Below are 24473 nucleotides of genomic sequence, written 5' to 3'. Positions count from 1 at the left end.
AGCGGCGGTTCCTAGCTGAAGAAATAGCGTTGATTAAGCACGGCGGTGGAGATGGGCTTCACCGTGGCGTGTTCGCCGTTGACCTTGACCGCGAAGGTTTCGGGATCCACCTCGATGTTCGGCGTTTCCGCATTGCGCACCATGTCCTGCTTGGAGATCGCCCGGCAGTTATGCACCGCCATCACCTGCCGCTCCAGCCCCAGTTTCTCTTTGATGCCGTCGTGCAACGCGGCGCCGGAGACGAAGGTGACGCAGGTTTCCTGCAGCGATTTGCCCATGGCACCGAACATCGGGCGGTAGAACGTGGGCTGCGGCGTCGGCAACGACGCGTTGGGATCGCCCATCACCGCCCAGTTGATCATCCCGCCCTTGATCACCAGCTTCGGCTTGGCGCCGAAGAAGCGCGGCTCCCACAGCACCAGATCGGCCATCTTGCCGACCTCGACCGAACCCAGCACGTGGCTGATGCCCTGCGCAATCGCCGGGTTGATGGTGATCTTCGCCACGTAGCGCAACACGCGGAAGTTGTCGTGCTCCGCCGCGTCTTCCGGCAGCTTGCCGCGCGCGACTTTCATCGCATGTGCCGTCTGCATCACCCGCAACCAGTTTTCGCCGACCCGCCCCATCGCCTGGGAATCGCTGGAAAACATCGACAGCACGCCCATGTCGTGCAGCACGTTTTCCGCCGCGATGGTTTCCGGCCGCACCCGGCTTTCGGAGAACGCCACGTCGGCCGGCACATTGGGATTGAGGTTGTGGCACACCATGATCATGTCGAACAATTCGGCCTGGCTGTTGATGCCGAACGGCAGCGTGGGGTTGGTGGAGCTCGGCAACACGTTCATCTGCGCGGCAACCTTGATGATATCCGGCGAGTGCCCGCCGCCGGCGCCTTCGGTGTGGAAGGTGTGGATGGTGCGCCCTTCAAAGGCGTCGATGGTGTCCTCGACGTAGCCGCCTTCATTCAGGCTGTCGGTGTGCACCGCCACCTGAATATCCATGTCGTCGGCCACGCGCAACGCGTGGCGCAGCGCGGAGTTGGTGGCGCCCCAGTCCTCATGCACTTTCAGCCCCGCCACGCCGGCGGCGATTTGTTCGACCAGCGGCGCAGCGTGCGAAGCGTGCCCCTTGCCGAGCATCCCCACGTTGACCGGCATAGTCTCGAAGGCGCGCAGCATGCGGTGGATATGCCAGGGCCCGGCGGTCACGGTGGTGCCGTTGGAGCCGTCGGTCGGCCCGACGCCACCGCCGAAGAACGTCGTCACGCCGTTGGAAAGCGCATGCGCCGCCTGCTGCGGCGAAATGAAGTGGATATGCGTATCGATGCCGGCGGCGGTCAGGATCAGGTGCTCGCCCGAGATAGCGTCGGTGCTGACGCCCACCACCATCCCGGGCGTGACGCCGTTCATCATCGCCGGGTTGCCGCTTTTGCCGATGCCGGCGATCAGGCCGTTTTTGATGCCGACGTCCGCCTTGATCACCCCTTGCCGGGCGTCCAAAATCGTTACGTTGGTAATCACCAGATCCAGCACGTTATCGCTGGTTAATCGGTTGTCGGCGCCCATGCCGTCACGCAGCGACTTGCCGCCGCCGTAGACCGATTCCTCGCCGTAGCCGCGCAGGTCTTTCTCTATTTCAATAAACAGTTGCGTATCGCCCAAACGAATTTTATCGCCGGTGGTTGGGCCGAACAGCCCGGCATATTCTTGCCTGGAGAGAGTTGGCATGCGTTATTCCTCGCTCGTTTTCGTCGGCGCCTGATCGAGGTTTTTATAACCCAGCTCAATAGCTCGCTTTACATCTATCGTTTTCTTTACTCTTTCACCGGCCGCAACCGGGCTGTCCCCCGCCCAACCGTCCACCAGATTATTAAAACCGTAGACCGTTTGTTTGCCGCCGATGGCAATAAGCGCCACCTCAATCTCGTCACCGGGTTCAAAACGGATCGCCGTCGTGGCAGTGATATTCAAACGCTTGCCAAAGGCGGCAGCGCGATCGAATTGCAAGGCTTTGTTGGCCTCAAAGAAATGAAAATGCGAACCGACCTGAATAGGCCTGTCGCCGGTGTTACGCACCGTTAAAATAAGGCTTTCGCGATCTTCATTGAAGGTAATGGGGGTTTCGGACAGGATATAGCCGCCGGGCGGCACGTGCTTTTCTGGGTCATGCTTTTTCATCGAAATACCTGTGCTGATAGGGTTTATCCGTGGCAATCAGGAACGCAAACCGCACTTACTGAATCGGATCGTGCACCGTCACCAGGCGGCTGCCGTCGCTGAATATCGCTTCGACCTGCACGTGCGGGATCAGATCCGCCACGCCGTCCATCACGTCATCGCGGCTCAATACCTGCCGCGTGTCGTTCATGACTTCTTCCAGCGTTTTTCCCTCGCGGGCGCCTTCCAGCGCTGCGGTGGTAATAATCGCCACCGCCTCGGGGTAATTCAGCTTTATCCCTCTGGACTTTCGCTTTAATGCGACGTCGGCCAGGGTATAGACCATCAACTTTTCAATTTCTCTTGGCGTTAATTGCATGGGGCACTCCGATCTCGATAGGAATAATCAGACAAAACGAGGCCAAAGGTGATTAATAGTTAATAACCTTGCGTTATTTATTTGCGTTTATCTGACCCTCGAACAATCTAGGAGGTAATATTGAGATGATCAACCCACAACTTTATTCACGTTAGAGCATGAGTTATCCCACGCCATAAAAAAGTAACGGTGACATGATAGTTTTTATCGATACAATTTCTTTTTTTCTCTTTCTGTTTCCACAATAAAACGATCAAAAAAAGCACAGCCCACCCTGCTTTGTTTTCACCACCTCAATAAAACCCAGAAAAATACCCTCCTCAGGCACCAAACCACTAATATTAAAGACATGTAACCAACGGTCAGAAAATATAATTAAATTTACAAATAGGGCACGAACAAAAATACATTTTTAGTTAAAAACAATTTATCTATTCTATTGCTGATACCAATAAGTTCTTAAAAATAAAAAACCCGGCCGCAGCCGGGTTTGCCTCATTGCCGAGTTATTCAGCCTTGCTGACGAATGCGTGCCAACAGCGCGTCAATATGCTCGATCTGCTGCGCATTGACGATCAGCGTGCGCCCCAGTCCCAGCGCATGACGCTGGCAGTCGAGGCGCATGTCGGCGTCGGCGATGCTGTCCAGATCGGCGACGTGCGCCAGGCCGATGGTGCGCCGAATCAGTTCGGTACCGCAGTACCCGACCGCATCGGCCCAGACCTGTTGCAGGAACTGCTCGGCGTAACCCGGCGTTGCCAGCGCCGCATCCCGGCTTTGCTGATGGCACAGCGCCAGGAAGCGATCGGCAAAGATCAGCCACAGCTCGCGCACATCCTGCAAGCGCTGCTCGCGCCCGGCGGCGGCGTCGCGCGGCCCGAACAGCCCCGGCAGCCCGCAATAGTTGAGCAGCAGATTGCCCAATGCGGTGCCGATATCGAAACCGATCGGGCCGTAGAAACCGAATTCGGCGTCGATCGCTTTCAACCGTCCTTCCGCCACGAAGATCGAACCGCTGTGAATATCCCCGTGCAGCAGCGCCTCCGCCTTGCTGAGAAAGCGATGTTTCAGGCCGGCGACGGCCAGCTTCAGCGGCGTATCCTCACGCAGCGCCTGCACCTGCGGCAACAGCGCCGCCTCGAAGCGATTGCGCTCATGATCGATATAAGGATCGGTAAAGAACAGATCTTCGGTGATCTGGCACAGCTCGGGGTTGGTGAAACGGCTGACTTCCGCCTTCTTCTGCTGCGCCGACTGATAAAAATCGGAGGTGTGGAACAGCGTCTGCGCCAGGTATTCCGCCAGTTGCCCGGCCGCCAGCGGGTGATAGTTGCCCTGCACCAGCTCGCTGCGCCAGATGCGATGGTCGGAAAGGTCTTCCTGCACCATCACCGCCAATTCGGGATCGTGATGCAAGACTTTTACCGTATGCCGCGGGCAGAAGCCGCCGTGGACCAGCAGCGTTTCCGCTTCGATGCGCGCCCGATCCAGCGTCAACGGCCAGGATTCGCCCACGCAACGTACGTAAGGCAGCGCCTGTTTGACGATCACCCGGCTCACCCCTTCGCGATCGCGGATCTTGAACACCAGATTCAGGTTGCCGTCACCGATCTCGTCAGCGCTGACCAGTGCCTGCGGTTCAGACACCTGACCGTATTGGCGGGCGTATTCAACGGCGTCGGTAGCCGTAAACGTACGATAAAGCGACATTCCCTAACCCCTCTGTTCTCTCTCACCGATCCCAGCGATTCTGTTTATTTAGACGTAAAAGCATTTGGACGTCTATACATCTGGAAGTCATGTTGGCAGAATAGCGTTTCAGATGCAATAACCACGCAACAAGGAATTAACCGCCGATGCAAGCGCTTAACACCACCAGTTTGACCCTGCAGGACAACCGCCTTTGGATCCTCGATCAGCAAGCCCTGCCGCAGGAAAAGCGGTGGCGCGCCTGCGACAGCGTGGAGGAATTGGTCGGGCACATTCACAGCCTGCGGGTGCGCGGCGCGCCACTGATCGGGCTGTCTGCCAGCCTGCTGTTGGCGCTGCTCGCGGAACGCGGTCTGCCGCGCGCCGAGCTGGAGCAGGCGCTGCACACGCTGCGCGCCGCCCGCCCGACGGCGGTCAACCTGATGAATAATCTGGATCGCATGAAGCTGGCGCTGGCGGAGCCTGATTGGGTGCCGGCGATGGTGAACGAAGCGCTGCGGTTGGTGGAAGAAGATCGCCGATTGTGCGATCGCATTGCCGATCACGGCGCTGGGCTGGTCAAGCCCGGCAGCCGCCTGCTGACCCACTGCAATACCGGCGGGTTGGCCACCGCCGGCGTCGGCACCGCCATCGGCGTGCTGCTGCACGCTCACCGGCAAGGCAAGGTGCAACAGGTGTGGGTCGATGAAACCCGGCCGCTGCTGCAGGGCGGCCGCCTGACCGCCTGGGAACTGGGCGAGCTGGGCATTCCCTATCGCCTGATCTGCGATTCGATGGCCGCCAGCCTGATGGCACAGGGCCAGGTCGATGCGGTGTGGGTCGGCGCGGATCGCATCGCCGCCAACGGCGACGTCGCCAACAAAATCGGCACCTACAGCCTGGCGGTGCTGGCGCACTACCACGGCATCCCGTTCTACGTGGCCGCCCCGCATACCACCCACGATCCGCACTGCCCGGACGGCGCCGCCATTCCGATCGAGCAGCGCGCGGCGGCCGAAGTCACCGGCGTTTCAGGCAGCTTCGGCGCCTGTCAGTGGGCGCCGAACGAGGCACCGGTCTACAATCCGGCGTTCGACGTTACGCCGGCCAAGCTCATCAGCGGCTGGGTATTCGACAGCGGCGTGATTACGCCGCAGCAGGTTGAAGCGGGGATTTTCCGGCGGGCGCTGGGGTAACGCCCGCGGATTGACGCTCAGTCCAGACGCGGATAGGCATCGGCGATCTTGTCGCCGGTAAAATGCGCCACCCAGCCCTCCGGGTTGTCGAACACCCGGATCGCGGTAAAGTGCGGCGCCGATCCCATATCGAACCAGTGGCGAGTGTTGGCCGGCACCGAGATCAGATCGTTCTTTTCGCACAGGATCTGGAAGATCTTGCCGTCCAGATGCAGGCAAAACAGCCCTGCGCCTTCGACGAAAAAGCGCACTTCATCTTCGCCGTGCGTATGTTCGGACAGGAATTTTTCACGCAGCGCCTGCCGCTGCTCATGGTCCGGCCGCATGCTGATCACGTCCCAGCTCTGGTAGCCCTTTTCCGCCACCAGCCGGTCTATCTCATGCTGGTAGGCGGCGATCACCGCCTCCGGCTGCGGGTTGTCGCCCAGCTCGCGATCCGCTTGCCAGCGCTCAAAGCGCACGCCGATCTGCGCCAACTGGCGCTGGATCTCCTGCGCGTCGCGGCTCTGCCACAGCGGCTGCTGCGGCGCTTTATCGCTGAAAATGGTCAATCCACTCATGAGACGAACTCCCCTAAATCGATACGATCAAAACGGTTAACCTGCGGATGCCGGCTCTGCTCGTCCGCCTCATCGCGGATCAGCTGGCAGGTATGCCAGCCGGCGGCCTGCGCCGCATCCAGCTCCTGGCGGATGTCGGACAAAAACAGCAGCTCGTCGGGCGCGATGCCGATAGCCTGCGCGATGTTGCGGTACGACGCGGTTTCACGCTTGGCGCCGACGTGCGTATCGAAATAACCACTGAACAGCGGCTGCAGATCGCCCGCATCGCTGTGGCCGAACAGCAGCTTCTGCGCCTCCACCGAACCGGAGGAATAGACATAAAGCTTCACCCCCTGCCGCTGCCAGGCGGCCAACTGCCCGGCGACCTCCGGATAAAGATGCCCGCGGAAGTCCCCTTCGCGGTAACCGCTGCGCCAGATGATGCCCTGCAACGCCTTGAGCGCGGTAGATTTACGGTCTTCATCCATAAAGCGGTATAGGGCGGCGATCAGCGCGTCGAGATCTGCCTGCGGCTGGTCAATTTCAGCGCGCAGCGCCGCCAGCGGCGCGGCGACTTCGCTCTCAGCGGCATGGCGGCGCACAAAATCCGCCAGCCGTTCGCGGGCGTAAGGAAACAGTACCTGATGCACAAAGCGAATATCGCTGGTGGTACCTTCAATATCGGTCACGATAGCGCGGATCATTTCGCCTCCAGTAAGCGGCGTTGCAGTTCACACTGGAACAGGAATTCCAGCCCTTCGAGATGGCGGCGGGCTTCCGCCACCTGGCTCCCCCAGCAATACAGGCCGTGGCCGCGTACCAGAAAGCCGTATTGCAGCGGCGTGGCCTCGGCATAGGCCGCCACGCGCGCCGCCAGCCGGGGGATATCCTGATCGTTGTCGAAAATAGGGATCGCCACGCTGTCCAGGTGGCTGCGCTGGCCGGCCAGCGACTTCTGCATTTCGTACCCCTGCAGCACCAGCGCATCGCCGCGCTCCACCCGTGACAGGACGGTAGCGTTGACGGAATGGGTATGCAGCACCGCGCCGATGTGCGCAGACAGGCGGTAGAGCAGCGTATGCAGCCCAGTCTCCGCCGATGGCGTGCGGCCGCTCGGCACATGATTGTCGGCGATATCCACCCGCAGAAAATCGGTGGCGCTGAGGCTACCCTTGTCTTTGCCGGACTCGGTGACCAGGCACTGACGTTCGTCCAGGCGCAGCGACATGTTGCCGCCGGTCGCCGGGCACCAGCCTTTGTCGCCAATCCAGTGGCAGGCCGCCAGCAATGCGGTAAGTTGCGGATTCTCCGTCATTATTATCGTTTCCCGTTCGGTAAGGCGGTCGGCAGATGAAACGTTGCCTGCCGTGTGGCGGGCTAAGCACTTTTTCGCATTTAGCCATCTAAGCGTCTTGATTGCCAAATACTAGCATCGTGTTATATTGACGGCAATATAAGCGCCTGGAGTATTCACCTGCTATGAGCACTTCCGCATTGATTCCCGAAAGTAAACTGCCTGCCCTGGGCACCACCATCTTTACCCAGATGAGCGCGCTGGCGCAGCAGCATCAGGCGATCAACCTGTCGCAGGGCTTCCCCGATTTCGACGGCCCGGACTACCTGAAAGAACGTCTGGCCTGGCACGTCGCCCAGGGCGCCAACCAGTATGCGCCAATGACCGGCGTGGCGCCGCTGCGCGAAGCCATCGCCGACAAAACCGCCGAGCTGTATGGCTGGCAACCGGACGCCACCGCCGAAGTGACCGTCACCGCCGGCGCCACCGAAGCGCTGTTCGCCGCCATCAGTGCGCTGGTGCGCCCCGGCGACGAAGTGGTCTGCTTCGATCCCAGCTATGACAGCTATGCGCCGGCGGTCACGTTGGCCGGCGGCATACTCAAACGCATCGCCCTGCAGCCGCCCGCGTTTGCCGTGGATTGGCCAGGGTTCGCCGCCGCGCTGTCGCCACGCACCCGCCTGGTGATCGTCAACACGCCGCACAACCCGTCCGCCACCGCCTGGCAGGCGGAAGACATGCAGCAGCTGTGGCACGCTATCGCCGAACGCGAAATCTACGTGCTCAGCGACGAGGTTTACGAACACATCTGCTTCGCCAAAGGCGGGCACGCCAGCGTGCTGGCCCACCCGCAGCTGCGCCAACGCGCGATCGCGGTGTCCTCTTTCGGCAAAACCTTCCACATGACCGGCTGGAAAGTGGGCTATTGCGTGGCACCCGCCGCGCTGAGCGCCGAGGTGCGCAAAGTGCATCAATACCTGACCTTTTCGGTCAATACCCCGGCCCAGCTGGCGCTGGCGGATAGCCTGCGCGCCGAGCCGGAGCACTGGCGACAGCTGCCGGCGTTCTATCGCGCCAAACGCGACCGCTTTGTGCAGGCGCTGACGAGCAGCCGACTGGAAATTTTACCCTGCGCGGGTACATACTTCTTGCTGGCGGACTACAGCGCCATCTCCAGTCTGGACGATGTGGCATTCTGCCATTGGTTAACCGAGCACGTGGGCGTGGCGGCCATTCCGCTGTCGGTCTTCTGTGCCGATCCTTTCCCCCATAAATTGATCCGGCTGTGCTTCGCTAAACAGGACGCCACGCTGGATGCAGCTGCGGAGCGGTTATGTCGACTTTAAAAATTACCCTGTTGCAGCAACCGCTGGTCTGGCGCGACGGCCCCGCCAACCTGGCGGCTTTCGATGCGTTGCTGGCGCCGATCGTTGGCCGAGATCTCATCATCTTGCCGGAGATGTTCACCACCGGTTTCGCCATGGATGCCGGCGAGAGCGCCCTGCCCGAACAGCAGGTGATCGACTGGCTGCACGGTTGGGCGGTGAAAAGCCACGCGTTAATCGGCGGCAGCGTGGCGCTGAAAACTGACGAGGGTGCGGTCAACCGCTTCCTGCTGGTCGAGCCGGGCGGCCAGGTGCACGCCTATGACAAACGCCACCTGTTCCGCATGGCCGGCGAACATCTGCACTACCAAGCCGGCAACCGGCGTGAAATCTTCGAATGGCGCGGCTGGCGCATCCTGCCGCAGATCTGCTACGACCTGCGTTTCCCGGTCTGGGCGCGCTATCAGCAGGATTACGATCTGGCGCTGTACGTCGCCAACTGGCCGGCGCCGCGCAGCAGCCATTGGCAAACGCTGCTGGCGGCGCGGGCGATTGAAAACCAGGTGTACGTGGCGGGCTGCAACCGGGTGGGCGAAGATCCCAACGGCCTGAGCTACAGCGGAGACAGCCTGATCATCAGCCCACAGGGCGAGATCCTGGCGAATGCGGAGCCCGGCGCGGCCACGCGGCTGGACGCCGAGCTGTCGCTGGAAACCCTGCAGAGTTACCGCAGCGCCTTCCCGGCCTGGCGCGATGCCGACAGCTTTCTGCGTTTAGACTGATTCCTCCTTCTCCCAGCCGGCGATCATCAGGCAATAGGCCTGGATCGCCAGCGCCACGTCCGCCTGCCGCACCGCTTCGTCCGGATGATGGCTGACGCCGCCGGCGCAACGCACGAACAGCATGCCGACCGGCCATTGCGCCGCCACGGCGATGGCGTCATGCCCAGCGCCGCTCGGCAACGCCAGGCTACGGCCCTGCACTTGTGCGACAGCCGCCTGCCAGCGGCGCTGCAGGTCCACGTCGCAGGCGGTGGCATCGATGCAATAAAACGCCTCGCTGGCGAAGCGCATTCCACGCCGCGCGCAGATCGCCTGCGCCTGCGCCAGCAACGCCGTCAATAGCGCCGCCAGCGGCGCATCCTGCGGGCCGCGCACATCGAGCGTCAATTTCACCTCACCGGGGATCACATTGACCGCGCCCGGCAGACTCTCGATGCAGCCGACGGTGGCCACCAGTGGCGAATCGGCGGCGCAGGTCAGCGTTTCGACCGCCGTGATCCATTCTGCTGCGGCCGCCAGCGCATCTTTGCGCTGCCCCATCGGCACCGTGCCAGCGTGGCCCGCCTCGCCGCTGAAAGTGCAGTTAAGCCGGCGCGCGCCATTGATCGCCGTCACCACGCCCAGCGCCAAATCGGCCGCCTCCAGACATGGGCCCTGTTCGATATGTAATTCGAGATAGGCGCGAATTTCGTTTGGTGCGCGATGCGCCTGCGCGATCGCCGCCGGATCCAGCCCAAAGTCGCGCATCGCCTGCGCTATGCTCACGCCGTCGGCGTCGGTGCGCGCCAGCCACTCTGCGGGCCACTGGCCGGTCAGGCCGCGGCTGCCGAGCAGCGTGACGCCAAAGCGCGCGCCCTCCTCGTCGGCAAAGCCGATCACCTCCAGCGCCAGCGGTAATCGATGCCCCTGGCGGTGATAGTGCGCCACCGTTTCCAGCGCCGTGAGCACGCCGAGCATGCCGTCATAGCGCCCGGCGTTACGCACCGTGTCCAAATGCGAACCGAGCAGCAGCGCGGGGGCGCCGGGCGTGTGCCCTTCATAGCGGCCGCAGATATTGCCGACGCTGTCCTGCCAAACCTGCATGCCGCTCTCACGCATCCACTCCCCGACTCGGTGATTGGCGCGCCGATGTTCGGCGGAGAGATAAAGACGCGTCAGCCGATCGGGCTCTGCGCTGATCGCCGCCAGCTCGTCACAGCGCGCCATCACCCGTGCGGCGGCCTGCTGTGCCTCCAGCGGCGTCATCCACGCTTGCCTGTGTCATAAACGTTCCAGGCGGCCTGCAACGCCTCGCCCTGCTTGCTGGCGAAACCGAGGCGGTTCAGCACCGCCTCCAGCGCCGCCAGGGTTTGCAGCACGCAATCTTTGCGCGCGTTGTAACCCATGGTGCCAATGCGCCAGATCTTGCCCTGCAGCGGGCCAAACGAGGTGCCGATTTCAATGCCAAAGTCGTTCAGCATCATCTGCCGCACCTGTTCACCCTGTACCTGCGGCGGGATCATCACGCCGAGCACGTTGTTCATGCGGTGCTCAAGATCGCCGAACACCGCCAGCCCCATGCCCCGGATGCCCGCCAGCATCGCCGCGCCGTGCAGCCGGTGGCGGGCGATGGCATGATCCAGCCCTTCTTCGAGGATCACCCGCGCGCATTCCCGCGCCGCGAACAGCATGCTGGTGGCTTCGGTATGGTGATTGAGGCGCTCCGGCCCCCAATAATCCATGATCATGCCGATGTCGAAATAGTTGGAGTAGATCATCTCGTCGTCGCCATCGGCGTGCTCGGCGGTGCGGATCCCCTCCTCCACGCATTTACGGCGGCGCACAATCTCTTCAAACTGCGGGCTGAGAGTGACCGGCGAGCTGCCGGAGGGGCCGCCCAGGCACTTCTGCAGCCCGGCGGAGACCGCATCCAGCCCCCAGGCATCGGTCTCCAGCGGGTTACCGCCGAAGGAAGCCGTCGCGTCGGTATAGAACAGCACGCCGTGGCGGCGGCAGATATCGCCCAGCTCATGCAGCGGCTGCAGCATGGTGGTGGACGTGTCGCCCTGTACCGTCAGCAGCAGGCGCGGGCGCACTCGCTTAATCGCGTCTTCGATGCGATCGGCGCTGAACACTTCGCCCCACGGTACCTCGATCGTGTGTACCTCGGCACGGCAGCGGCGGGCAATCTCGCACAGCAGATGCCCGAAACGGCCGAAGACCGGCACCAGCACCTTATCGCCCGGTCGAATGGCGGAAACCAGCAGTGCCTCGATGCCGGCGCGCGAGGTGCCGTCCACCAGCATCGTCCAGCGGTTTTCGGTGCGGAACAGCGCGCGGTACAGCGCCATGACCTGATTCATGTAACCGGTCATCGCCGGATCGTACTGGCCGATCAGCTGACTCGACATGGCGCGCAGCACGCGCGGATCGGCGTTGATCGGCCCCGGCCCCATCAGCAGGCGCGCCGGCGGGTTAATCTGATCGAATTGCGAAATATCCAACATGTTCATTCCCTGTCAGCTTAGTAAGTTATTGAGTTATGCCGTCAGCGTCGACATGACGTTTGTTTGCTGCCCAACAGCCTACTCCCGATAGGGATTCAGTTGAAACAAAAGATTCTTATGATCAATTAATGAAACCAAAGTAACACAATGAGGTGACCGATCCGCCTTAAACGGCGGAAGGTGAAGGAAGGGAAATGAACTGTCGTGCTTAACGCAGCTCCAGTTCGTCCAGCGCCTGGAACAGTTCGGCGACGTGATGAATGCGCTGCCGCCCCTGCGCCAGCCTCTCATGCAGCAACGCATTGCTGAGCAGGCTGGCCAGGCTCATGGCGGCAGCATAGCTGTCAAAGGCCGACACGCTGTCGAGCGGCACGGTCAAATGCCAGTTGGCCAACGGGAACAACTCCTGCGCCTGCGGTTCACAGATCAACAGCGTCGGTACCCCGCGGCTTTGCAACAGCGCCAGCACTGCCTTTATCTGGCGCGGCCGGCGACGGAACGCCACCACCACCGCCACGTCCTGCGGCATCAGCCCCGCCAGATCTTCCGCCAGCGTCTGCCCCGGCTGCGGCGCCAGCAGTACCTGTTCACGCACCTGCATCAGCTGCTGGCGCAGGTGCATCGCCACCGGATAGCTGTTGCGCAGCCCCAGCAGCATTACGCCTCGCGCCTGCGCCAGTGCGGCGATCGCCGCGCTGAACTGCACCGCATCGATCTGCTTTACCCAGCGGGTGAGATTGGCCATTTCCTGCTTACAGTGCCGCGCCAGCAGCGTATCGCCCTGCACCGCATCGCGGCTGTCTGTCAGCGGCATGCCACTTTGGCGCAGGGTGCGCAGCTCATCGCGCATGGCGCGGTAGTTGGGGTAGCCCAGCCGTTTGAACAAGCGGCTGACCGTGGCTTTGGAAACGCCGCTCAGGCGCGCCAGCTCGGCGCTGTTGTAACCGATCAAATCGTCATAGTGATCGAAAATGAAGTCGGCCACCCGCTGCTCCTGTGGCGTCAGCTGTGGGTAGTCGCGGCGCAGGCGTTCGTCGAACCGTTGCATTATCGTTCTCGCTGTAACCTTCGTTTCAGCGGAACATAGCACGGTCGAACTACCCGCTGGCAAGCAATTATTCGTGGGTGGGGAATGGCAGCGGCATGCCCTTCTCCCGCGTCAATGCCGGAAAAGGGCCGCGCGTTCAGCACCAATAGGCCATGAAGTTGACGGTAGCGCGATCCAGATCGCGTTCGCCGATCAGATAACGCCGCAGCGTTTTCACCGTGGAAGACTCGGCCGCCACCCAGGCATAAAAAGCGTTACCGCCGGCCGCACGCTCCCACAACACCTCATCGCTCAGGCTGCTTTCCGCCAGGGACTGCGCCTGCGCACACGCCGACGCGGGGATAACGACCCGCTGGCGCACCGCCTCCACCAGCAGCGTGCCATGCGCCATTTGGTGGCCCACGTCACGCGGCAGCCAGTAAACCTCGGCGAACGGGAAACGGGCCAAATCCAGGCAATCCCCCGCCACCGGCACCTCAAAAAATGCCTGCACTCGCGGCGGATTGGCCTGCTGCGCCAGCTGCTCCAGAATACCCATCGCCGCCGGCACCGCCGTCTCATCGGCGATCAACAGCGCCTGCTGCAACTGCGCCGGCGGCACCCATTCGTAGCCGCCGCTGTCGCCGTCGAAGTCAGCGTTGGGAGCGACCGTCTGAAGGGCGTCACCCGGCTCGGCGTGGGTCGCCCAAGCGGAGGCCGGGCCGTTCACGCCATGCAGCACGAATTCGACGTCCATCTGATTCTGCTCACAGCGCAGCGCACGCAGCGTATAGGTGCGCATCACCGGACGCTGTTCTTTGGGGATCGCCATGTAATCGCCGTACCAGTCCGGGCCGTTGACCAACTGCGGGATCTTGCCGTCCGCCGCCGGGAACAACAGTTTGATGCGCTGATCCGGCGCTTCCAGCTTCATCCGATGAATATCCGCACCTTCAAACACGCAGCGCACCAGCGAAGGTGAAATCAGCGTTTTGCTTTTCAAGGTGATATCAAAAATTCTGTAGCTGGCGGACATGTTCTCGATTCTCCGGCAACGGCTGTCGCTTATACGTATGGCCGATCGGCTACCGTTTGACGGCGTGGAGTGCGCGATCGTGCAGCGGGTAAAATGTTAATAAAACTAATTAATTACATTAATGTATCGCAAAAAATCATATCATGATTTTATTGATAACAAGAAACGTTATTGATAAAAGAATCATTCTCAAAAATAACGTAATAACAATATCACCTGGGAAATAACGATGAAACGCAAACACCTTTGGGTATTGAACCCTTGTCTGCTGGCAATGCTTGCGCCGGCGGCTTGGGCAGAGGATCAGAAAGCCGGCAACGAAGAGCAGTTGGTGGTCTCCGCCAGCCGTTCGCACCGTAGCGCGGCGGAAATGGCGCAAACGACCTGGATCATTGAAAGCCAGGAGATCGAACAGCAGGTTCAGGGCGGTAAAGAGATCAAGGACATGTTGGCGCAGCTGATCCCCGGCATGGACGTCAGCGGCCAGGGCCGCACCAACTATGGCATGAATATGCGCGGCCGTTCGATGATGGTGATGATCGACGGCGTACGCCTGAATTCATCGCGCAGCGACAGCCGCCAATTGGATTCGATCGATCCGTTCAATATCGATCATATTGAGGTGATTTCCGGCGCGACCTCGCTGTACGGCGGCGGCAGCACCGGCGGCCTGATCAACATCGTCACCAAAAAGGGGCAACGAGAACAGCAGGTCGAATTACAGATCGGCAGTAAAACCGGCTTTGGCGGCCATAACGATCACGACGAAAACGTGGCGGCGGCGGTCAGCGGTGGCAACGACAACGCCTCGGGACGCCTGTCCGTTTCTTACCAACGCTACGGTGGCTGGTACGACGGCAAAGGCAACGAGGTGCTGATCGACAATACCCAAACCGGCCTGCAGTATTCCGATCGCCTCGACGTCATGGGCACCGGCACCCTCAACATCGACGAACACCAACAGCTGCAGCTGACCACTCAATACTATAAAAGCCAATCCGACGGCGATCACGGCCTGTTCCTGGGAGAGAACTTTGCGGCGGTGACCGGCAATGCCAAGGCATACAACAGCGGCAACTTAAATTCCGACCGTATCCCCGGCACCGAACGCCATCTGATCAACCTGCAGTATTCCAACACCGATTTCCTCGGCCAGGATTTGGTGGCACAGGTCTACTACCGCGACGAAACCCTGACCTTCTACCCGTTCCCGACGCTGGCGGGCAAAGCGCCGAACTATTACGTCAGCAGCATTGGCGCTTCGCAGCAAAAAACCGATTTCTACGGCGGCAAGCTGACGTTAAACAGCAAGCCTGTCGATGCACTGACGCTGACTTACGGTCTCGACGCCGAGCATGAGAGCTTCAACGCCAACCAACAGTTCTTCAACCTGGCGAAGGCGCAACAGTCCGGCGGCATGACGCTGGAGAACGCCTACAATACCGGCCGCTACCCGAGCTATACCACCAGCAACCTGGCGTCGTTCCTGCAGGCCAGCTACGACATCAACCCGATCTTCACCCTGAGCGGTGGCCTGCGTTACCAGTACACCGAAAACAAGATTGACGACTTCGTCGGCTATAACCAACAGCAGGCGATCGCCACCGGCGCCGCGACGTCCGCCGACGCGATACCGGGAGGGAAAACCGACTACAACAACGCGCTGTTCAACGCCGGCCTGTTGGCGCACCTGACCGATCGCCAGCAAACCTGGTTCAACTTCTCTCAGGGCTTCGAGATCCCGGACCCGGGCAAGTATTACGGCAACGGCACCTACGCGTTGAACGGCGGCCATTACCGGCTGCTGAAGAGCGTCAACGTCGGCGATTCCAAGCTGGAAGGCATCAAGGTCAATGCCTTCGAGCTGGGTTGGCGCTATACCGGCGATAACCTGCGCACGCAAATCGCCGCCTACTATTCGCTGTCCGACAAGAGCATCGCCATCAACAAAACCGACATGACCATCAACGTCAATGCGGACAAGCGCCGCATCTACGGGATGGAAGGCGCGGTGGATTATTTCTTTGAAAACAGCGACTGGAGCGCCGGCACCAACTTCAACGTTATCCGTTCCGAAACCAAGGTCAACGGCGAATGGAAGAAGCTGGTGGTGGATACCGCCAGCCCATCGAAAGTCACCGCTTATGTCGGCTGGGCGCCGGGCGACTGGAATCTGCGCTTACAGTCGCAGCAAACCTTCGACGTGTCGGACGACGGCGATTACACCAAGGCCAACTCCACCCAGGGCCGCAAAATCGATGGCTACAACACTCTCGATTTCCTCGGCAGCTATACCCTGCCGGTAGGGAAAGTCAGCTTCAGCGTGGAAAACCTGCTGGACAAGGAGTACACCACCGTTTGGGGCCAACGCGCGCCGATCCTGTACAGCCCGACCTACGGCTCGCCTGAGCTGTACAGTTATAAAGGCCGCGGACGTACCTTCGGCTTGAACTACTCGGTGTTGTTCTGAGGAATAATGGGCCGGTCTGCCGGCCCCGTTTATTGGGCCGCACCGTTTTGCAGAGAGCAGAAACGACGAAGCCCTGAGTTATCGCTAACTCAGGGCTTCTGAATAGTGGCGGAACGGACGGGGCTCGAACCCGCGACCCCCTGCGTGACAGGCAGGTATTCTAACCAACTGAACTACCGCTCCGCGCCATTCCCTCTTGCGGGGGAACGAGGCGCATATTACGGACGCCTCTCGGTTCCGTCAACGCCTTTTTCTCACCAAATGAACCGTTTGCACAGTTTTTCAACGAAGGTTCATCCGGTGCGTTTTTTTCGTGCAACAATGCCGTTACTCGGCCGGCGCACCGCGCCACAGGCAGCTGCCGCCCTTTTTCGCCACCAGATCCAGACGCGCCTCGTGCGCCTTCACTTCTTCGTCGCTGGCGTAGACCACTTTCATCGCGGTCGCCGGGCGGACAATGCGCTGAATTTCTTGCGCGGCGTCGTTTTGCTGGGTATCACCCTCCATCTGGAACGCTATCGAGGTCTGACCGCCGGTCATCGCCAGATAGACTTCCGCCAAGATCTCGGCATCGAGCAATGCGCCGTGCAGCGTACGCTTGCTGTTGTCTATCTCATAACGGCTGCACAAGGCATCGAGGTTGTTGCGCTTGCCCGGGAACAGGCGACGCGCCATCAGCAGGCTGTCGGTGATGGTGCAGAAGGTCTCGGTCTTCGGGATGCCCTGCTGCAACATGCGGAATTCGTGATCCATAAAGCCGATATCGAACGCCGCGTTATGGATCACCAACTCGCCGCCGCGGATAAAGTCGAGGAATTCGTCGGCAACCTGATCGAAGGTCGGCTTGTCGGCCAGGAAATCGTCGCTGATGCCGTGTACGCCGTAAGCTTCCGGATCCACCAGCCGATCCGGCTTGATGTAAACGTGGAAGTTGCGCCCGGTCAGGCGGCGGTTAATCACCTCCACCGCACCGATTTCGATGATGCGGTGCCCTTCGTAGTGCACCCCAAGCTTGTTCATACCGGTGGTTTCGGTATCGAGGACAATCTGTCTGGTGGTTGTAGAGATCATATTGCAGTGCTCACAGCGCTCGTTTATGTCAGACTTGGCTTTTAAAAACTGATAGGAAGAGTCTACCAGAGATGCTCAAACAGGTAGAAATTTTCACCGATGGCTCCTGCCTTGGCAATCCCGGCCCCGGGGGTTACGGTGCGATATTACGCTATAAGCAGACGGAAAAAACTTTCAGCGAGGGTTTTCGTCTGACCACCAATAACCGCATGGAAATGATGGCGGCGATCGTGGCGCTGGAAGCGCTGACCGTACCCTGCGCCGTGACGCTCAGCACTGACAGCCAGTATGTGCGCCAGGGCATCACCAGTTGGATCCATAACTGGAAGAAGCGCGGCTGGAAAACCGCCGACAAAAAGCCGGTCAAGAATGTCGATCTGTGGCAGCGGTTGGATTTGGCCATTCAGCGCCACGAGGTAAAATGGGAATGGGTCAAGGGCCACGCCGGCCACCCAGAGAACGAACGTTGTGACGTGCTGGCGCGCGAAGCGGCCGGCAAGCCGACGCAGGAAGACGTCGGTTATCAACCGGAAGCCTAAGGCAGCTTGCGATAGCTCTTGGTCGCGCCCACCGCGCGGCTGAGAGACGGTTTTCTCGCCCCCAGTTTCATCGGCGTGGGCGTCAGCGGCAAGGTGCGTTTGCGCGCCACAATCACGCTCATGCAGCCCAGCGCCGGCAAATGGGTGCATAAAAATTTTCCACCCTGGCGATGCCACGGCAGCACGTGAAAACGCGCCTGGTGCAGCACCTCATAATTCAGCAGGCTAAGCCAATCCAGCAGCCGCATCTGGGTAAACATGCGGCTGACATAGGGTTGGCGGCGACGCAGTCCGGGCACCAGCTTGCCCAGTCCCAACAGGCTGAACGGATTGAAGCTGCTGATAACCAACCAGCCGTCGTCGATCAATACCCTGTCCACCTCGCGCAACATGCGGTGCGGATCGTCCGCGTAGGACAGCGTATGCGCCAACAGGCAGGCATCCACCGACTTGGCGGCAAACGGCAGTTGATAAGCATCGGCGATCACCTGCAGCCCTTCGCCCTCCAGCCCTACGTTGACCTGATGGGAAATCGCGCATTTGTCCGTGGCCAGCTCGGCGCTGAGCATGCCCATCTTCAGCAGATGGAAGCCGAACAGCTTCGGCCACCAGGGTTGCAACTGCCGCTCGAGCGCTTCACGATAGTACTCCCCCCACGGCAGCTCCGCCCAGGACTGCGGGCCGGTGAGCTTTTGTAGAGTATGGGCTGGTTTCATGATTTATTATCTTCTTTCAAGCCGTTGCCAACGAGAGGTACACCATGAATCTTATCAGCATTCCCGCCTTCCAGGACAATTACATTTGGTTATTGGATGACCGGCAGGGACGCTGCATTATCGTCGATCCGGGTGAGGCGCAGCCGGTGCTCGAAGCGCTGCAGCGCCTGCTGCTGGTGCCGGCGGCGATCCTGCTGACCCACCATCATCACGATCACGTCGGCGGCGTGGCGCAGATCGTGGCCCAGTATCCCGGCCTGGCCGTCTATGGGCCGCAAGAAACCGCAGACAAAGGTGCCAATCACATCGTCCGCGACGGCGACACCTTTGACATCGATGGCCGCCAGTACAGGACGTTCGCCGTCCCCGGCCATACGTTAGGCCATGTGGCATTCTATAGTGCCCCTTATCTGTTCTGCGGCGACACAATGTTCTCTGCCGGCTGCGGCAGGCTGTTTGAAGGCACCGCCAAACAAATGTACGACTCATTTCAACAACTCGCGCAACTTCCCGATAACACCTTAATTTGCTGCGCGCATGAATATACTCTTTCAAATCTTAAGTTTGCGCGGGCTATTTTGCCGGAAGATCGAGAGATTGAAACATATCAACAACATGTTGAAGCGTTAAGGGCAAAAGGCCAAGCCAGCGTGCCAACCACATTGCAATTAGAGCGCAAAATTAACCTGTTTTTACGTTGCCATGACGCTGATTTACAAAAGAAATTAGGCTTTAATTCACCACCAGAAAGCCTTCATTCAGTTTTTTCCGAATTACGCCTGCGGAAAGATAACTTCTAAGCTTTTAGTTGTGTTATTTGGCGAAGCAAAGTATTATTGCTCGTCTTTTAAGCAACTACATTGACACACACATGAAGGCTAAAGCGATATTTCTCGCCTCAGTCTTGCTAGTGGGTTGCCAGTCGTCCAGGCAGGACGCACCGGCGCCAGAACAGCATGCACAGAGTTTGTCTTCGGCTGGTCAAGATGGTGAAGCAGGAGAGTACACAGCAAATGGCCGAGCGAGCTCGGCGCGGTGGTTGGATAACAACAGTCCCGCCGCGCAACAGGACCTGTGGAACTTCATTAGCGACGAGCTGAAGATGGAGGTTCCGGAAAATTCCCGGATCCGTGATCAGAAAAGAAAGTACTTAAAAAGTAAGAGCTATCTCCACGATGTAACATTACGGGCAGAGCCGTACATGTACTGGATAGTCGGGCAGATTAAGAAACGTAATATGCCGATGGAACTGGTACTGCTACCCATAGTGGAGAGCGCTTTTGACCCACACGCCACGTCAAGTGCCAACGCAGCAGGGCTATGGCAAATCGTGCCGCAAACGGGTCGCAATTATGGTTTGAAAAACAATCAGTGGTATGACGGTCGACGCGATGTCGTCGCCTCGACAACCGCTGCGCTTAACATGATGCAACGCTTGAACCGCATGTTTAACGGCGACTGGTTATTGACCGTAGCCGCCTATAACAGTGGTGAAGGCCGCGTGATGCAAGCGGTGAAGGCAAACAAACGCCAGGGTAAGCCAACCAATTTCTGGGCACTGTCGCTTCCGCGTGAAACGTCAATCTATGTCCCGAAAATGCTGGCGCTGAGCGACATCATCAAGAACAGCAAGAAGTACGGCGTGAAACTCCCGAAAACGGATGAAACCCGTGCGCTGGCGCGTATCGATGTCGGACAGCAGATCCAGCTGACTCAGGCGGCTGAGATGGCAGGGCTTTCGGTCACCAAGATGAAAGCGTATAACCCAGGCTACAAAAAAGGCGTTACGGCACCTAACGGGCCCCATTACATCATGGTTCCCAAAGGGCATGCCGATCAGCTGAAAGACTCGCTGGCCGATGGCCAGATCGCCGTGACTCAGCCAACGACGCAGTTGGCGAAGAACAGCGGTTTGTCCGGTGGTAGTTCGTATAAAGTACGCTCCGGCGACACTTTATCGGGCATTGCCAAGCGGCTGAACGTTAAGACCAGCGATTTGCAGAGTTGGAACAACTTGCGCGCCAAGAGCGCCCTAAAAGTTGGGCAAACCCTGCAAGTGGCCAGCAATACGGGCAGTAACAGCAGTATCACCTATCAGGTTCGCAAAGGTGATTCGCTCGCCAGCATTGCACGTCGTCACGGCGTCGATATTAACGACGTGATGCGTTGGAATTCAACGCTCGGTAAAGGCAGTCTGCAACCCGGTCTGAAGCTGACCCTGTTTGTCGGCAACAAGCTAACGCCGGATACCTAAGTTTCCGGCACAAAAAAAGCACCCCGCGGGGTGCTTTTTTATTACCTGTGATTCACCAGACGGGGGAGTCTTTTTCCGGGTGGAACTCCACCAACAACGGATTGTGATCCGACGCGCTGGTCACCAGCACCGAGGCCTCAACAACACCCAGGTTACGGTAAAACACGAAGTCCAGCGGGCGACCAAAGGCCTTGCGGCGGTGATCGTCGGTGAAGCTCACCTCGCGCAGCGCCATTTCGCCGGCAAAGTCATACAGCGCGTTGATACGTTTACGGCTCCAGGCGTTGAAGTCCCCCGCCATGATCACCGGCCCCCGATGGCTGGCGATCTGCTCGCCAATCGGCCCCAGCTGCTTGCTGTAGACGTCGACTCCCAGGCTGAAGTTCACCGCATGGATATTCACCACCATCAACAGCTCGCCATTGTACAGCGGGTAAACGGTGATCAAGGCCGATTTGGACAGCCGCAGCAGCGGCTCACGCTCACGCAGCGGGCAGCAGTAAACCGGATGAGCGGCTGCCAGCGTCATCACGCCGGAAGGATGTTGCGGCAACACAAAGGCCGGCACCTGATCGGCCGCCAGATAGTTGGCGGTAGCGTAGCTCACCAGCTCCGGCGTGGTTTGCGCCTCTTGCAACAACACCAGCTGCGCATCTTTGCCATGATTTTTCAGCACCGAAAGCCAGTCGGCTCGTTGCTGTTTGAAAATATTCCATACCATGACGCGCAGAGCGCCGGTCGTCGGCAGCGCAGCCCCTGGCGGCAACGGCTGGTTAACGGCGCCAGGAAAAATTCGTTCGACTGGCTGGCCTGCAACATACCTCATTGCATAAGTTCGTTTCGGCACGCGATTCGCCTATTACCCATTAGCATGAAACTGGCGATGAAGACTTCGCCAACGGTGAATTGATTATACGCCTGCCCCGCACAGAGGGCATGGCTTTTACAGGCATAACCTTTTCAGTTATAGGGGCCGTCTGCGGTGATTTCAATATTCTGAGGGTATAGCTGTGTAAAGGTGACGCATCAGAGGTGAAAAATGCGAAAAGGCCAGCAAAATGCGCACGGGATATCGGAATGTACAGGTTCGTGCTCAAGTGGGTGACGGCGATGCTCCGACGTGATTAAATGACGAAATCGCTCAAAATTTCAAACGATGTTTGCCCGTGGAGCAAAAATGAAAGCGAATTCGGACGAGCTTATCACCTTCGTCACCGTAGTGGAGAGCGGCAGCTTCAGCCGGGCGGCAGAGCGCCTGCAGCAGGCCAACTCCGTGGTTAGCCGTACGGTAAAAAAACTGGAGAGCAAGCTGGGCGTGACCCTGCTCAACCGTACGACACGCCAAATCAGCCTGACACAGGAAGGCGAAAACTACTTTCGGCAGGTGCAAAAGGTGTTGAGCGATATGGCCGCAGCGGAAAATGCGTTGCTGGAAAGCCGCCAACGCCCGCAGGGGCTGCTGCGCGTCGATGCCGCAACGCCGGTCGTCTTGCATCTGTTGACGCCGCTGGTCGCCGAGTTTCGTGAACGCTATCCGGAAATGTCGCTATCGTTAGTCTCTTCGGAAAACTTCATCAATTTGATCGAACGGAAAGTGGATATCGCAATCCGCGTCGGCGAGCTGACGGACTCTACGCTGAAAGCGCGCAAGCTAATGGCCAGCTATCGGCGCATCCTGGCCTCCCCCGCCTACCTGGCGCAGTATGGCGCGCCAAAGACGGTGGCCGATCTGGAACACCATTGCTGCATCGGCTTTAACGACCTGCCTAACCTAAACCGCTGGCCGCTGGCCTGTGCCGATGGTCGCCAACTGGAGATCGTTCCAGGGCTGACCACCAACAGCGGCGAAACCCAGCGCCACCTGTGCCTGCACGGCAACGGCATCGCCTGCCTGTCGGACTTTATGAGTGATGAAGACGTCAAACGCGGGGATCTGGTCCCCCTTCTGGTGGGGGACACGCTGCCACTCGAAATGCCGATCAACGCGGTGTACTACAGCGATAGCGCCGTCAGTAACCGCCTGCGCAGCTTTATCGATTTTATCAGCGAGCGGTTAAAGTGATAAAAAAGGCGCTCTCTCGAGCGCCTGAGGTCATCATATCTGAAGATTAGTCCCAGTCGGGTGCCAGACCTTCCGGGCTGACCAACCGGCCGTTGCTTTCCAGCGCGGCAATCTGTGCCATATCTTCATCACTCAGCTGCAGCTGCTGCGCTAGCAGGTTGCTTTCCAGGTTTTCACGCTTGGTCGAGGAAGGGATCACCGCGTAGCCGAGCTTCAGCGCCCAGGCCAGGACCACCTGTGCCGGCGTCGCCTTGTGCCGCGCCGCGATACGCTTGATCGTCTCCTCCTGCAACGCTTTGCCATACGCCAGCGTCATATAAGAGGTGATGGCAATGCCATGCTGCCGTGCGAACGCCACCACTTTCTCATTCTGCAAGAACGGCGACAGTTCGATCTGGTTGGTTGCGATCTGATCGGCACCGACCGCGTCAATCGCCTGCTGCATCAGATCGACCGTGAAATTGGATACCCCTATCTGACGGGTTAGCCCCAATCGCTTGGCTTCCAGCAATTCAGCCATAAACTCGGCGACCGACACTTCATCATTTGGCGATGGCCAGTGAATCAATGTCAGATCGACATACGAGGTCTGCAGTTTGACCAAGCTGTCTCGCAGGCTGGGAATTAATGACCCCTTGGCCAGATTCGCGATCCAAATTTTGGTCGTGATGAACAGCTCGTCACGCGGCACACCGCTGGCTGCGATAGCCTGGCCGACGGCCGCTTCGTTTTCATAGATCTGTGCGGTATCGATAGCCCGATAGCCCAGTTCCAGCGCCGTACTCACCGAGTCGATAACGACCTGATCCTGAAGGCGGAAAGTACCTAAACCAAATGCAGGAATGCTCACAATTTTTACTCTCTCATTAGTGGATAAATAGCAATGCGAGAGAGTATGGCAATATTTTTAGTGAGCAAAAACGCCAGGTTCGGCATAAGACTTTTGATCAACAGGCAACAATATTGAGGAAAAGCGGCAGGAGCGGTGGCAATTTCGACGATATTCCGTGAATTTTGCATATGAAAAAGCCCTGAGTCAGAGACTCAGGGCTTATCAATTAAGTGGCGGAACGGACGGGGCTCGAACCCGCGACCCCCTGCGTGACAGGCAGGTATTCTAACCAACTGAACTACCGCTCCACCGATTCTTTTACGTTGCATCTCTCGATGCCGGCAAAATCGCGCTCTGCGATTTGCGCATTACCAGTCGTCACACTGATAACGTTTATTTGATGCCTGGCAGTGTCCTACTCTCGCATGGGGAGACCCCACACTACCATCGGCGCTACGGCGTTTCACTTCTGAGTTCGGCATGGGGTCAGGTGGGACCACCGCGCTATTGCCGCCAGGCAAATTCGTTTCATTCCAACCGCGTCACTCTCGTGTCGCCATCAGAACCAATCTCGGAACTTCGCTGAAAATCTCTCTAAAACACCTTCGGTGTTGTAA

Annotated in this window: 23 protein-coding genes, 2 tRNA genes and 1 rRNA gene; 8 read left to right on the top strand and 18 right to left on the bottom strand. The window is 59.2% G+C overall.

Going from position 1 to position 24473, the window contains the following annotated elements; all coding sequences use genetic code 11:
* Positions 1-11: 11 nt before the first annotated feature.
* The 4 genes from EKL15_RS07165 to mtnK all read right to left on the bottom strand — a co-directional run bounded on the left by EKL15_RS07165 (position 12) and on the right by mtnK (position 4245).
* Positions 12-1727 (bottom strand): urease subunit alpha, encoded by a 1716-nt coding sequence (locus tag EKL15_RS07165; protein WP_060440636.1) that lies wholly within the window; start codon positions 1725-1727, stop codon positions 12-14.
* A 3-nt stretch (positions 1728-1730) separates the two neighbouring features.
* Entirely contained in the window at positions 1731-2177 is a 447-nt protein-coding gene (locus tag EKL15_RS07160) for an urease subunit beta (RefSeq protein WP_087763216.1), read from the bottom strand.
* Between the two features lie 55 nt (positions 2178-2232).
* Positions 2233-2535: an urease subunit gamma gene (locus tag EKL15_RS07155; protein WP_025160087.1), complete on the bottom strand. Its 303-nt coding sequence runs from the start codon at positions 2533-2535 to the stop codon at positions 2233-2235.
* Between the two features lie 510 nt (positions 2536-3045).
* Entirely contained in the window at positions 3046-4245 is a 1200-nt protein-coding gene (gene mtnK, locus EKL15_RS07150) for an S-methyl-5-thioribose kinase (protein ID WP_197813466.1), read from the bottom strand.
* Between the two features lie 146 nt (positions 4246-4391).
* On the opposite strand from mtnK, the gene mtnA reads away from it, so the two are divergent.
* Positions 4392-5420: an S-methyl-5-thioribose-1-phosphate isomerase gene (gene mtnA / locus EKL15_RS07145; RefSeq protein ID WP_084826791.1), complete on the top strand. Its 1029-nt coding sequence runs from the start codon at positions 4392-4394 to the stop codon at positions 5418-5420.
* A gap of 17 nt (positions 5421-5437) precedes the next feature.
* Here mtnA and EKL15_RS07140 read toward each other — a convergent pair whose 3' ends face one another.
* The 3 genes from EKL15_RS07140 to EKL15_RS07130 are packed head-to-tail and all read right to left on the bottom strand — an operon-like array spanning position 5438 to position 7277.
* The gene (locus tag EKL15_RS07140) at positions 5438-5980 is read right to left on the bottom strand and encodes an acireductone dioxygenase (RefSeq protein ID WP_102984216.1); all 543 of its coding nucleotides are present in this window, start codon (positions 5978-5980) and stop codon (positions 5438-5440) included.
* Positions 5977-6666 carry an acireductone synthase gene (gene mtnC / locus EKL15_RS07135; protein WP_197809251.1) on the bottom strand — a complete coding sequence of 230 codons (690 nt, stop codon included), beginning with the start codon at positions 6664-6666 and terminating at the stop codon, positions 5977-5979. The genes EKL15_RS07140 and mtnC overlap by 4 nt, the downstream gene beginning before the upstream one ends.
* Positions 6663-7277 (bottom strand): methylthioribulose 1-phosphate dehydratase, encoded by a 615-nt coding sequence (locus EKL15_RS07130; RefSeq protein ID WP_038871354.1) that lies wholly within the window; start codon positions 7275-7277, stop codon positions 6663-6665. The genes mtnC and EKL15_RS07130 overlap by 4 nt, the downstream gene beginning before the upstream one ends.
* 164 nt (positions 7278-7441) lie before the next feature.
* On the opposite strand from EKL15_RS07130, the gene EKL15_RS07125 reads away from it, so the two are divergent.
* Both EKL15_RS07125 and EKL15_RS07120 read left to right on the top strand, forming a co-directional pair.
* Positions 7442-8602: a pyridoxal phosphate-dependent aminotransferase gene (locus tag EKL15_RS07125; protein WP_100397113.1), complete on the top strand. Its 1161-nt coding sequence runs from the start codon at positions 7442-7444 to the stop codon at positions 8600-8602.
* Positions 8590-9363 carry an amidohydrolase gene (locus EKL15_RS07120; RefSeq protein WP_100397114.1) on the top strand — a complete coding sequence of 258 codons (774 nt, stop codon included), beginning with the start codon at positions 8590-8592 and terminating at the stop codon, positions 9361-9363. The genes EKL15_RS07125 and EKL15_RS07120 overlap by 13 nt, the downstream gene beginning before the upstream one ends.
* On the opposite strand, the gene hpxK is transcribed toward EKL15_RS07120, so the two are convergent.
* The 4 genes from hpxK to EKL15_RS07100 form a co-directional block, all read right to left on the bottom strand.
* Positions 9355-10608 (bottom strand): allantoate amidohydrolase, encoded by a 1254-nt coding sequence (gene hpxK, locus EKL15_RS07115; protein ID WP_100397115.1) that lies wholly within the window; start codon positions 10606-10608, stop codon positions 9355-9357. The genes EKL15_RS07120 and hpxK overlap by 9 nt on opposite strands.
* Entirely contained in the window at positions 10605-11849 is a 1245-nt protein-coding gene (locus EKL15_RS07110) for an alanine--glyoxylate aminotransferase family protein (protein ID WP_100397120.1), read from the bottom strand. The genes hpxK and EKL15_RS07110 overlap by 4 nt, the downstream gene beginning before the upstream one ends.
* 208 nt (positions 11850-12057) lie before the next feature.
* Positions 12058-12897 carry a MurR/RpiR family transcriptional regulator gene (locus EKL15_RS07105; RefSeq protein WP_100397116.1) on the bottom strand — a complete coding sequence of 280 codons (840 nt, stop codon included), beginning with the start codon at positions 12895-12897 and terminating at the stop codon, positions 12058-12060.
* 136 nt (positions 12898-13033) lie between these two features.
* Positions 13034-13912: a siderophore-interacting protein gene (locus EKL15_RS07100; RefSeq protein WP_100397117.1), complete on the bottom strand. Its 879-nt coding sequence runs from the start codon at positions 13910-13912 to the stop codon at positions 13034-13036.
* Positions 13913-14141: 229 nt separating this feature from the next.
* On the opposite strand from EKL15_RS07100, the gene EKL15_RS07095 reads away from it, so the two are divergent.
* On the top strand, positions 14142-16382 hold the full coding sequence (locus tag EKL15_RS07095) for a TonB-dependent siderophore receptor (protein ID WP_100397118.1): 2241 nt from the start codon (positions 14142-14144) through the stop codon (positions 16380-16382).
* Between the two features lie 106 nt (positions 16383-16488).
* Here the strand turns inward: EKL15_RS07095 and EKL15_RS07090 are convergent.
* Positions 16489-16565: transfer RNA gene (locus tag EKL15_RS07090), tRNA-Asp, on the bottom strand.
* Positions 16566-16709: 144 nt separating this feature from the next.
* Positions 16710-17453 (bottom strand): DNA polymerase III subunit epsilon, encoded by a 744-nt coding sequence (gene dnaQ / locus EKL15_RS07085; protein WP_038871384.1) that lies wholly within the window; start codon positions 17451-17453, stop codon positions 16710-16712.
* Positions 17454-17524: 71 nt separating this feature from the next.
* Between dnaQ and rnhA the strand changes: the two genes are divergently transcribed.
* Positions 17525-17992, top strand: coding sequence for a ribonuclease HI (gene rnhA, locus EKL15_RS07080; protein WP_033649910.1), 468 nt, complete (start codon positions 17525-17527; stop codon positions 17990-17992).
* Here rnhA and EKL15_RS07075 read toward each other — a convergent pair.
* Positions 17989-18708: a class I SAM-dependent methyltransferase gene (locus EKL15_RS07075; RefSeq protein ID WP_038871387.1), complete on the bottom strand. Its 720-nt coding sequence runs from the start codon at positions 18706-18708 to the stop codon at positions 17989-17991. The two genes, rnhA and EKL15_RS07075, sit on opposite strands and share 4 nt — an antisense overlap.
* Before the next feature lie 44 nt (positions 18709-18752).
* On the opposite strand from EKL15_RS07075, the gene gloB reads away from it, so the two are divergent.
* Both gloB and mltD read left to right on the top strand, forming a co-directional pair.
* On the top strand, positions 18753-19508 hold the full coding sequence (gene gloB / locus EKL15_RS07070) for a hydroxyacylglutathione hydrolase (protein ID WP_100397119.1): 756 nt from the start codon (positions 18753-18755) through the stop codon (positions 19506-19508).
* Positions 19509-19579: 71 nt separating this feature from the next.
* Positions 19580-20962: a murein transglycosylase D gene (mltD, locus tag EKL15_RS07065; RefSeq protein WP_060440648.1), complete on the top strand. Its 1383-nt coding sequence runs from the start codon at positions 19580-19582 to the stop codon at positions 20960-20962.
* Positions 20963-21014: 52 nt separating this feature from the next.
* On the opposite strand, the gene EKL15_RS07060 is transcribed toward mltD, so the two are convergent.
* Positions 21015-21809: an endonuclease/exonuclease/phosphatase family protein gene (locus tag EKL15_RS07060; protein ID WP_025160092.1), complete on the bottom strand. Its 795-nt coding sequence runs from the start codon at positions 21807-21809 to the stop codon at positions 21015-21017.
* Between the two features lie 330 nt (positions 21810-22139).
* Here EKL15_RS07060 and yafC point away from each other — a divergent pair, with 330 nt between their 5' ends.
* Positions 22140-23024: a DNA-binding transcriptional regulator YafC gene (gene yafC, locus EKL15_RS07055; protein ID WP_060425254.1), complete on the top strand. Its 885-nt coding sequence runs from the start codon at positions 22140-22142 to the stop codon at positions 23022-23024.
* Between the two features lie 46 nt (positions 23025-23070).
* Here the strand turns inward: yafC and dkgB are convergent, their stop codons facing one another.
* The 3 genes from dkgB to rrf all read right to left on the bottom strand — a co-directional run bounded on the left by dkgB (position 23071) and on the right by rrf (position 24374).
* The gene (dkgB, locus tag EKL15_RS07050) at positions 23071-23874 is read right to left on the bottom strand and encodes a 2,5-didehydrogluconate reductase DkgB (RefSeq protein WP_060425251.1); all 804 of its coding nucleotides are present in this window, start codon (positions 23872-23874) and stop codon (positions 23071-23073) included.
* A gap of 213 nt (positions 23875-24087) precedes the next feature.
* Positions 24088-24164: transfer RNA gene (locus tag EKL15_RS07045), tRNA-Asp, on the bottom strand.
* Positions 24165-24258: 94 nt separating this feature from the next.
* Positions 24259-24374: ribosomal RNA gene (gene rrf, locus EKL15_RS07040) — 5S ribosomal RNA — on the bottom strand.
* Positions 24375-24473: the final 99 nt, after the last annotated feature.

This window comes from Serratia sp. 4542 (assembly GCF_016805595.1).
In the GTDB taxonomy this organism is placed as follows: Bacteria; Pseudomonadota; Gammaproteobacteria; order Enterobacterales; family Enterobacteriaceae; genus Serratia; species Serratia nevei.
The sequence above is the reverse complement of the archived record's forward strand: the minus strand, read 5'-3'. Positions and strand labels throughout refer to the sequence as shown.

Coding starts and splice junctions, on each gene's coding strand:
- EKL15_RS07165 (WP_060440636.1), bottom strand. CDS start 1,727: ATGCCAACTCTCTCCAGGCAAGAATATGCCGGGCTGTTCGGCCCAACC.
- EKL15_RS07160 (WP_087763216.1), bottom strand. CDS start 2,177: ATGAAAAAGCATGACCCAGAAAAGCACGTGCCGCCCGGCGGCTATATC.
- EKL15_RS07155 (WP_025160087.1), bottom strand. CDS start 2,535: ATGCAATTAACGCCAAGAGAAATTGAAAAGTTGATGGTCTATACCCTG.
- mtnK (WP_197813466.1), bottom strand. CDS start 4,245: ATGTCGCTTTATCGTACGTTTACGGCTACCGACGCCGTTGAATACGCC.
- mtnA (WP_084826791.1), top strand. CDS start 4,392: ATGCAAGCGCTTAACACCACCAGTTTGACCCTGCAGGACAACCGCCTT.
- EKL15_RS07140 (WP_102984216.1), bottom strand. CDS start 5,980: ATGAGTGGATTGACCATTTTCAGCGATAAAGCGCCGCAGCAGCCGCTG.
- mtnC (WP_197809251.1), bottom strand. CDS start 6,666: ATGATCCGCGCTATCGTGACCGATATTGAAGGTACCACCAGCGATATT.
- EKL15_RS07130 (WP_038871354.1), bottom strand. CDS start 7,277: ATGACGGAGAATCCGCAACTTACCGCATTGCTGGCGGCCTGCCACTGG.
- EKL15_RS07125 (WP_100397113.1), top strand. CDS start 7,442: ATGAGCACTTCCGCATTGATTCCCGAAAGTAAACTGCCTGCCCTGGGC.
- EKL15_RS07120 (WP_100397114.1), top strand. CDS start 8,590: ATGTCGACTTTAAAAATTACCCTGTTGCAGCAACCGCTGGTCTGGCGC.
- hpxK (WP_100397115.1), bottom strand. CDS start 10,608: ATGACGCCGCTGGAGGCACAGCAGGCCGCCGCACGGGTGATGGCGCGC.
- EKL15_RS07110 (WP_100397120.1), bottom strand. CDS start 11,849: ATGTTGGATATTTCGCAATTCGATCAGATTAACCCGCCGGCGCGCCTG.
- EKL15_RS07105 (WP_100397116.1), bottom strand. CDS start 12,897: ATGCAACGGTTCGACGAACGCCTGCGCCGCGACTACCCACAGCTGACG.
- EKL15_RS07100 (WP_100397117.1), bottom strand. CDS start 13,912: ATGTCCGCCAGCTACAGAATTTTTGATATCACCTTGAAAAGCAAAACG.
- EKL15_RS07095 (WP_100397118.1), top strand. CDS start 14,142: ATGAAACGCAAACACCTTTGGGTATTGAACCCTTGTCTGCTGGCAATG.
- dnaQ (WP_038871384.1), bottom strand. CDS start 17,453: ATGATCTCTACAACCACCAGACAGATTGTCCTCGATACCGAAACCACC.
- rnhA (WP_033649910.1), top strand. CDS start 17,525: ATGCTCAAACAGGTAGAAATTTTCACCGATGGCTCCTGCCTTGGCAAT.
- EKL15_RS07075 (WP_038871387.1), bottom strand. CDS start 18,708: ATGAAACCAGCCCATACTCTACAAAAGCTCACCGGCCCGCAGTCCTGG.
- gloB (WP_100397119.1), top strand. CDS start 18,753: ATGAATCTTATCAGCATTCCCGCCTTCCAGGACAATTACATTTGGTTA.
- mltD (WP_060440648.1), top strand. CDS start 19,580: ATGAAGGCTAAAGCGATATTTCTCGCCTCAGTCTTGCTAGTGGGTTGC.
- yafC (WP_060425254.1), top strand. CDS start 22,140: ATGAAAGCGAATTCGGACGAGCTTATCACCTTCGTCACCGTAGTGGAG.